At 73.3% G+C, this 8105-nt stretch carries 5 protein-coding genes; 1 reads left to right on the forward strand and 4 read right to left on the reverse strand.

The window, feature by feature from the left end:
- Positions 1-243: 243 nt before the first annotated feature.
- The 3 genes from purM to AC08OV_RS07160 form a co-directional block, all read right to left on the reverse strand.
- Positions 244-1353 (reverse strand): phosphoribosylformylglycinamidine cyclo-ligase, encoded by a 1110-nt coding sequence (gene purM / locus AC08OV_RS07150; RefSeq protein WP_476614586.1) that lies wholly within the window; start codon positions 1351-1353, stop codon positions 244-246.
- Positions 1350-2978 carry an amidophosphoribosyltransferase gene (gene purF, locus AC08OV_RS07155; RefSeq protein ID WP_476614585.1) on the reverse strand — a complete coding sequence of 543 codons (1629 nt, stop codon included), beginning with the start codon at positions 2976-2978 and terminating at the stop codon, positions 1350-1352. Before purF ends, purM begins: the two co-directional genes overlap by 4 nt.
- A 248-nt stretch (positions 2979-3226) precedes the next feature.
- On the reverse strand, positions 3227-4024 hold the full coding sequence (locus tag AC08OV_RS07160; RefSeq protein ID WP_476614584.1) for a sterol carrier family protein: 798 nt from the start codon (positions 4022-4024) through the stop codon (positions 3227-3229).
- A gap of 201 nt (positions 4025-4225) precedes the next feature.
- Between AC08OV_RS07160 and AC08OV_RS07165 the strand changes: the two genes are divergently transcribed.
- Entirely contained in the window at positions 4226-7855 is a 3630-nt protein-coding gene (locus tag AC08OV_RS07165; RefSeq protein WP_476614583.1) for a sacsin N-terminal ATP-binding-like domain-containing protein, read from the forward strand.
- A 28-nt stretch (positions 7856-7883) separates the two neighbouring features.
- On the opposite strand, the gene AC08OV_RS07170 is transcribed toward AC08OV_RS07165, so the two are convergent.
- Positions 7884-8105, reverse strand: a 222-nt coding sequence (locus AC08OV_RS07170) for a DUF2530 domain-containing protein (protein ID WP_476614582.1), incomplete at its 5' end; no start/stop codon positions are given.

Genomic DNA, 8105 nt, shown 5'->3' on the forward strand with positions numbered 1-8105 from the left:
TTCGGTAGTCGCTCACCGCGGCAGGCTCACCGCGGTGGTCGTCGCCGATGGTGGTCGTCCGGGCTCAGGCCCGGGCTCCCACCGCCATAACGTGCTGCCGTGATCCTGGCTGCGCTGCATGCTTCTTCGCCAGTTCACTCCTGATCAGCCCAGGCTGCCCGGACAGGTTGCCCAACCTGCCCAGGGGGTTGCCCTGCCCAGGGGGGTGCCCTGCCCGGACGTGCTGCCCCCGGAGGGGCCGCCTCAGCGTGGATGCCGGCCGACGAACCGAGCCCTGGCCACGCCGGCTGGCTCCGGAGCGCCCGCCGCGCCGACCTCCCCTACCACCCAGGCCGGCACGTCCCGCGCGGCGAGCAGCGCGAGAGCGTCGGCGACCGCAGTGGCCGGCAGGACCGCCACCATGCCGACTCCCTGGTTGAAGGTGGCTTCCATGTCCGCCTGGGTCACCCCGCCGCGCTCGGCGAGCAGACCGAAGATCGGGGGCACTGACCACGACGCCCGGTCCACCGTGGCCAGCAGGCCCGGCGGGATGACCCGGGCGAGGTTCGCCGCGAGACCGCCGCCGGTGATGTGGGCGAAGGCGTGCACCTCGACAGCCGCGGCCAGCGCCAGGCAGTCCCGGGCATAGATGCGGGTCGGAACCAGCAGGGACGCGCCCAGCGTGCCCCCCAGGGACGGGACGTATGACTCCAGATCCTCCCGTGCGGTCTCGGGAATCCCACCTGGCTGGCCAGAATCGACGGGACCGAACAAGATATGCCGTACGAGCGAGAAGCCGTTGGAGTGGATGCCGGATGATGCCATCGCGACCACCACGTCCCCGGGCCGGACTCGCTCCGGCCCGAGCACGTCGTCGGCCTCCACGACCCCGACCCCCGTCGCGGCCAGGTCGTAGTCGTCGCTACCCATGAGCCCGGGGTGCTCGGCGGTCTCCCCGCCGACCAGCGCCGCCCCCGCCTGCTCGCAGCCGGTTGCGATGCCGGAGACGATCTCGGCCACGCGCGCGGGGACCAGGGAGCCGCACGCGATGTAGTCGAGCAGGAACAGCGGCTCCGCGCCGCACACCACGAGGTCGTCGACGACCATGGCGACCAGATCAATACCCACGGTGCCGTGCGTGTCCAGGGCCCGGGCAACGGCAATCTTGGTACCCACACCATCGGTCGACGAGGCGAGCAGCGGCCGGCGGTACCGCGCCGTGTCCAGCGCGAACAGGCCGGCGAATCCGCCGAGCGAACCGACGACCTCGGGCCGGGTGGCGCGCGCGACGTGACCACGCATCAGCTCGACGGCACGCTCGCCCGCGGCCACGTCGACCCCGGCCGCCCGGTACGAGTTCAATCCACCGCTCATGCGGGCCTCACCCCGGCCGGCTGGGGCTGGGGCTCGGGCTCAAGCTCGGGCTCGGCGTCGTGGCTGTCCGGGGAGGGATCGGCACCGTTCATGCCCAGCGTCACGCCGCGCCGCAGCGCCTCGGCGATCATGTCCTCGGTGGTCTCCGCGCCGCCCGTCGCCTCCAGCCGATGCTTGCCGAGCTTGTCGGAATCGTTCAGCGGAACCGGGTACACGCCGTCGAAGCAAGCCCGGCAGAGCGTGCCGGCCGGTTGGCGGGAGGCCTCGATGAGGCCCTCCAACGAGACGTAGGCCAGCGAGTCGGCCCCGAGAGAGGTTCTGATCTCCTCGATGCCCGCCTCACTGGCGATCAGCTCGGCGCGGGTCGCGAAGTCGATGCCGTAGAAGCAGGGCCACCGTACCGGCGGCGAGGAGATCCGGATGTGGACCTCGGCCGCGCCGGCCTCCCGCAGCATGCGCACCAGCGCGCGCTGCGTGTTGCCGCGGACGATCGAGTCGTCCACCACGACGAGGCGACGCCCCTCGATCACGTCCCGCAGGGGGTTCAGCTTGAGCCGGATCCCGCGCTGCCGGATCGTCTGCGAGGGCTGGATGAAGGTGCGCCCGACATAGGAGTTCTTGACCAGGCCCTCACCGAACGGGATGCCCGACTCCTCCGCGTAGCCGACCGCGGCGGGTACCCCGGACTGCGGCACGGGGATGACCAGGTCGGTCTCCACCGGCGCCTCGCGGGCCAACTGCCGGCCGACGTCGACCCGGGTGGCGTGCACGGAGCGTCCGGCGATCGACGTGTCCGGGCGGGCGAGATAGACGTACTCGAACAGGCAGCCGTGCGGATCGGGCCGGGCGAACGTGCGAGAACGCATCCCCTCGGCGTCGATAACGACCAGCTCACCGGGAACGATCTCCCGCACGAGAGTGGCGCCGACGATGTCGAGGGCAGCCGTCTCGCTGGCGACGATCCACGCGCCGTCGGGATGGCCATCGAGCCGGCCGAGCACGAGCGGGTGGATCCCGTGCGCGTCCCGGGCGGCATACAGCGTCGAGGCGTCCGAGAAGACCAGCGAGAAGGCCCCGGTCAGCCGGGGCAGCACGTCCATCGCCGCGTCGACGAGGGTCGGGCCGGGATGGTCGGCGAGCATGGCGGTGATGAGGTCCGAGTCGGTGGTCGCCCGTAGGCGGTCCCGCTCCGCGCCGAGCGTCCGCGCGAGCTCGACGATGTTGGTGAGGTTGCCGTTGTGCCCGAGCGCGATGGGGCCGCCGAAGCGGGCGGTGCGGTACGACGGCTGGGCATTCTCCCAGGTAGAAGAGCCCGTCGTCGAGTACCGGGTGTGGCCGACCGCCACATGGCCGCTCAGGCTGGACAGGGTGACCTCGTCGAAGACCTGAGCGACGAGCCCCAGTTCCTTGAAGACCACCACAGTCCGGCCGTCCCCGACCGCGATGCCGGCGGCCTCCTGACCGCGGTGCTGCAGCGCGTACAGGCCGTAGTAGGCCAGGTTCGCCACGTCCTCGCCGGGCGCCCACACCCCGAACACACCACAGGCGTCACGCGGCCCCGGCTCGTCGGAGAGGTCGGATTCCCAGCCGGGGATAGCGCCGAAGCGGGGTGCGACGTCTGGCACCAGGACTCCTCGACAGGTCAGGGATACCGAAGAATGCGGACGATCTCGCGCGGGACCATGCGGGACTATAGAGGTGCCGGGCTCGTCCGCCGACGTGCCGAGACGCGCCGACCACTCCGACCACCGCCTCGCCCCGGCAGCTACCTCCCACCACGCTAGCAGTGAGGACGCGCATCGGCCGTTGTGCGCGCATGCCCCGGACGGACCAGATCGTCCCTGGTAGATCATCCGGCCCAGCCAACCCGCACCTACAGGAGGGGCAGGTAGGAACTGAGGTCGGCGCGCTCGCCGCTGGCCGCGACCCGGCCGTCGGCCACCGCCTCGGCCCACGGCAGGCGGCCCGCGCACAGCAGGACGAAGGCGACGGGTTCGGCCTCGACGACGTTCGGCGGTGTGCCCCGGGTATGGCGTGGACCCTCGACGATCTGCACGGCCGTGAACGGCGGCACCCGCAGTTCCACCGAGCGTCCGGGTGCCCGCTCGGCGAATATCTCCGCGAACACCTTCGTCGCCGCCTTGAGCGCCCCCCGGGCCGGCGTGACGCCTAGCTCGAGGCCGTGCACCACCGCCTCGACCGCTCGGGTGCGCAGGAACTCCGCCAGTCGCATCGGGCCGCCCGGCGTCGGGACCACCGCTTCCTGAGTCGCCGCGGCCATGGCGGCCACCGCGGCCGACACCTCGCCGGCCAGCCGGCCTCTGATCTCGGCCGGCCCACGGTTTGCCGCCAGCGAGCGGGCGGTGTCCGCGACGGCCTCCGCCCGGGTTCCGGCGCCCGTCAGGTAGCCGTTCGCCGTGACGAGATCCCTCGCGGTGACGAGATCCCTCGCCGTGACGAGATCCGTCGTGCGCCGGGACGCCGGGACCGCGGGGGCCAGGGCCTCGGTGAGCGCGGTCGCGGAACGGGAGACGTGCAGGACGAGGTCGCCGACCGCCCAGCCGGGCAGCGGACTCGGCGCCCCGAGAGTCCCGTCGGGCAGGACACTCACCGCATCGACGATCCGCTGCCACTGGTCCGCCAACGTCGCGGCCAGCTCGGTACCGGTCACCAGGGGATCCTGGCGGCGTCCACGGGGTGGCATCCCTCCATCCTGCCCGGCACCGCGTCCCGGCCGGGTATCCCATCCTGCCCGGTACCACCAGGTACCACCAGGTACAAACCAGTACGCGGTCATATCCGGCTGTCCGCGCGCGCCGGCGTGCCGGACCCGACCCCCCGCCCTGCCGGGCGGGAAGACGAGTATGGACAGATGCCAGTGACGATCCCGCGCGCTCCCGCCGACGAGTACGGAACCGCCGCGATCCGGCAGCGGGTTCTTGACGCCTGGGCCGCCTCCCCGGCCCGCTTCCGGGAAGACGCCAATGCCGAGGAGGACGCGGCTCTCGGCGCCTACCGCGACCGCCTCGTCGTCGAACTTGTGCAGAACGCGGTCGACGCCGCGCGTGAGGCCGGCGTCCCGGCCCGGGTGTACCTGCGGCTGCGCACCTCCGCTTCGGAGTCGGACACGCCAGATGCACCGGATGCCCCGGACGTTCTAGATGCCCCAGACGTTCTAGCTACTCCGGATGCTCCTGATGTTTCGAAGACCGGCGCCGGTCCCGGCGGCCTGTTGGAGATCGCCAACACGGGGGCACCGCTGAGCCCGGCGGGGGTGGAGGCGCTGTCGACCCTGCGTGCCTCGGCGAAACGGGACACCACGTCGGTAGGGCGGTTCGGCGCAGGATTCGCCGCGGTGCTCGCGGTGAGCGACGATCCCTCGATCGTCTCCCGGTCCCGCCCGGGCGGGGGGGCGTCCGGAGTCACCTGGTCGAAGAGCAGGGTGATCGAGGCCGTGACGGCCGCGGGGGTGGGCGGCTGCGGCACCACGGCGCCGGCGCCGGGCCTGACCGAAGAACTGGCCCGGCGCGACGGGGCGGTACCCATCCTCCGGCTACCGTTCGATCTTCCCGCGCCGCCTGCACCGCCGGACGGCTACGACAGCGTGGTCCGCCTCCCGCTGCGGGACGTCGCGGCGGCCACGGCGGCCCGGGATCTGCTGGCCGGGCTCGATCCGACCCTGCCGCTCGTCCTCGGCGGTCCCAGCGAGATCGTGGTCGACGTCAACGGGACCGTTCGAACGATCACCTGTCGATGGATCCGCGGGGGCGGCTCACCCCAGCCCGGGTCGAGCGCGGCGTCGACGCGCGTGGAGATCGCCGATCTCAACGGCGAGCGCTGGCGCGGCATCGCCCGTAGCGGCATGATCCCGGCCAGCCTGCTGGCCGACCGCCCGGTAGAGGAGCGCGGCCGGAACCGCTTCACCGCCCGGGTCATGGTCCGCGACGACGGATGGCCCAAGGGCGTCGCCCGGGTCGTGCGGGCACCTCAGCCGACGGACGAACCGATCTCGCTGCCGATCCTGGCGAGCGTCGAACTGCCATTGGATCCCTCGCGTCGACACACGGTATCGGGTCCATTACGGGATTGGCTCACCGGTCAGCTGAGCGCGGCCACCGTGGCGCTGGCCGAATACCTGGGCGCCGGCAGGGACCCAGACGCCGACGGGGACCCAGACGCCGACGGGGACCCAGACGCCGGCAGGGACCCAGACGCCGGCAGGGATCCAGACGAGACGCCTGGCGACCCGCTGGCCGCGCTGGCCCTCGTGCCGACGGGGCTGCCGGTGGGCGAGGTCGACGGCAGGCTACGGGACGCGCTGACCCGACTTCTCCCGGACGCGGCGCTACTGCCCGGCGGTCTGCGTGGCCGGGACTGTTCCGTCTGCGATCTCGGCCCCGCGACCGATGCGGTCACCGAGCTGCTGCGCTCCTCCTGGACCGGGGCCGACCCGGCCGAGATCGCCGGCACGGACGGGGCGGGTCCGGATGGTGACGACACCGTCGCGGCGAAGGTCGCGGCGAAGGTCGCTGGGAAGGTTCCCGGCCTGCTCCCGGCGGCCTATGCTGCCCGCCGGTGGCGTACCGCACTCTCCACCCTGGGCGTTCGACGGGTGGACAGCGCCGCCCTGGTCGAGCTGCTCTCCGGGGTGTCCCGCCCGCCACACTGGTGGGGACGTCTCTATCCGCTCCTGGTCGGGGCGCCGGACCGGGACGCGCTCGGCGCGCTTCCGGTACCGGTCGCGGAGGTTCCCGCGCCCTGGGAGGGCACCGAGCCGAGCGGCGCAGCCGGGTCCAGCGCCTTGCGGACGCGGATGGTCACCGGTCCGCGTGGGACCCTGCTGCCCACCGCCGACCTCGACATCGTCGCGCTGGCCCGATCGGGGCTGCCGCTGCGGATCGTACATCCCGACGCCTGCGCCCAGGACGCGGCGCGGGATGCCCTGCGCACCCTCGGCGCGCTTGAGGGCACTCCGGCGAGTGTCCTACGGGATGCGGCGGTACGCGAGGCGGTCCTGGACGCCGATCCGGAGGACGATCCCGATGATCTCACCGCCCTGGCGAACGCGGTGCTGGCGCTGGCCCGGGACGCGAGCGAGGAGTCCACGGCCGACCTGAGCTGGCTCGACGAGCTGCTGCTGCCGGACGGCGACGGTGGCTTCACCCCGGCCGGCGAGCTGCTGATCCAGGGAGGCCCCCTGGATCGGGTGCTCGCCGAGGACGCACCCTTCGGCACCCTGAGCGCCGAGGTCGCGCGGGCCTGGCCCGCCGAGGTGCTGGCGAAGGTCGGTGTGCTGCATACCTTCGGGGTGTTGCACGCCCACGACCTGCCGTTGGATCCCGACGAGCAGATCCTGCTCGACCTCGACGACAGCGACACCTGGGTTGACGACGTCACGGCGGACGACCACGGTGCGCCGGGCGGCTCGGCGAACCTGCGTCGGCCGCCTCCCGGCGGGCCACCGGCACCCGCCATGATCGGGGTGTTCGCGGCGGTACGCGACCTCGAACTCGTCGACCGGGCCGCCTGGCCCGAGGCGCTCGCCGAGCTCGCCCGACCACCGTTGCGGGACGTCGTGTTCGCCCCCGAGCCGTCCTATACGCGCTGGTGGCTGGCGCGACACGCGGTGCTGCCCGTCGGTGGCGACGGCCGGGCGCCCCACTCCGCGGGACACCCGGCGGAGCGCTCCGCGGAACACCCGGCGCACCGGGACGGCAGGGTTCTGCCTCCGGGCGAGCTCGTCCTACCCGACGCGGACCCCCTGCTCACCGGGCTGTTCGCGCCGGCGGCACCGCTCCCGGGGGTCGACGACGAGTTCCTGCGCCACCTCGGCTGCCGGCTGACGCTGGAGGACGTCCTCGGCGACCTGGGCGCGGTGATGGACCTGCTCGACCGGCTGGGCGACGTCGACCGGGACGTACCATGGCCCGCGGCTCGGACGCTGTACATCGCCGCGGTCGACGCGGTGGCCCGGGTCCTGACGGCGCCGGACGGTTCCGCCCACGACGGGCGGTTCGACCCGCCGCTGACCGTCCGCACCCCGGACGGCGTCCGGGCCTGCGCCGACGTCGTGGTGGTGGACGCACCGGACATGCTGGGGCTGCTCGGCGCGGACCGCTTCGGGCTGCGTCTCCCGCTGGACCGGGCGGCCGAGGTGGCCCACGTCCTCGGCGTGCGCCTCGCCGCCGAGGCGGGCACCTGCGAGATCGTCTCGGCGGGCCCCGGCGAGGCCCGGCAGGCACCGGACGGCACACCGTACCGGGTTCACGACCCGCTGCTGGTCGAGGATCTCGCCGGCCGGCCGACCCGGGTGCCCTGGCGGGTACTCGGCGGGATCGGCGGCGAGATCCACGTGGATGCCGAGGCCGGCTCGGACGCGCTCGCGCGGGCCCTGGCCTGGCGCGGCGGGCAGTGGGACCGGCGGCATGCGCTGGCCGCGGCGCTGCGCGACCCCGACGGTGCCGCCTTCCGAGCCGCGGAGGACGACCTCGACGAGACCTGAGCCGCGCCGGTGGGTTCCGGTCGCTGGACTATCGATCCGTGTGGTCGGGGGTTCCCCGCGCCCGCAGCCGGTTGCGGCGGCGGATCACGATCCACAGGCCGGCGAGCCCGAGGACGAAGCCGCAGATCGCCGTCGCGAACCACCAGAGCCGGCCGTCGTCCCGCAGGTCGTCGAGGAAGAACGCCAGGACCAGCGCGGCGATGGCCCACAACACGGTTCCCACCGCGACGGAGGCGACCCCGTCGTAGGG

Source organism: Frankia sp. CeTa3Moorea, assembly GCF_978021225.1.

Bases quoted from the DNA above. Each gene is read 5' to 3' on its own strand.
- purM (WP_476614586.1), bottom strand. From the start codon at position 1,353: ATGAGCGGTGGATTGAACTCGTACCGGGCGGCCGGGGTCGACGTGGCC.
- AC08OV_RS07165 (WP_476614583.1), top strand. From the start codon at position 4,226: ATGCCAGTGACGATCCCGCGCGCTCCCGCCGACGAGTACGGAACCGCC.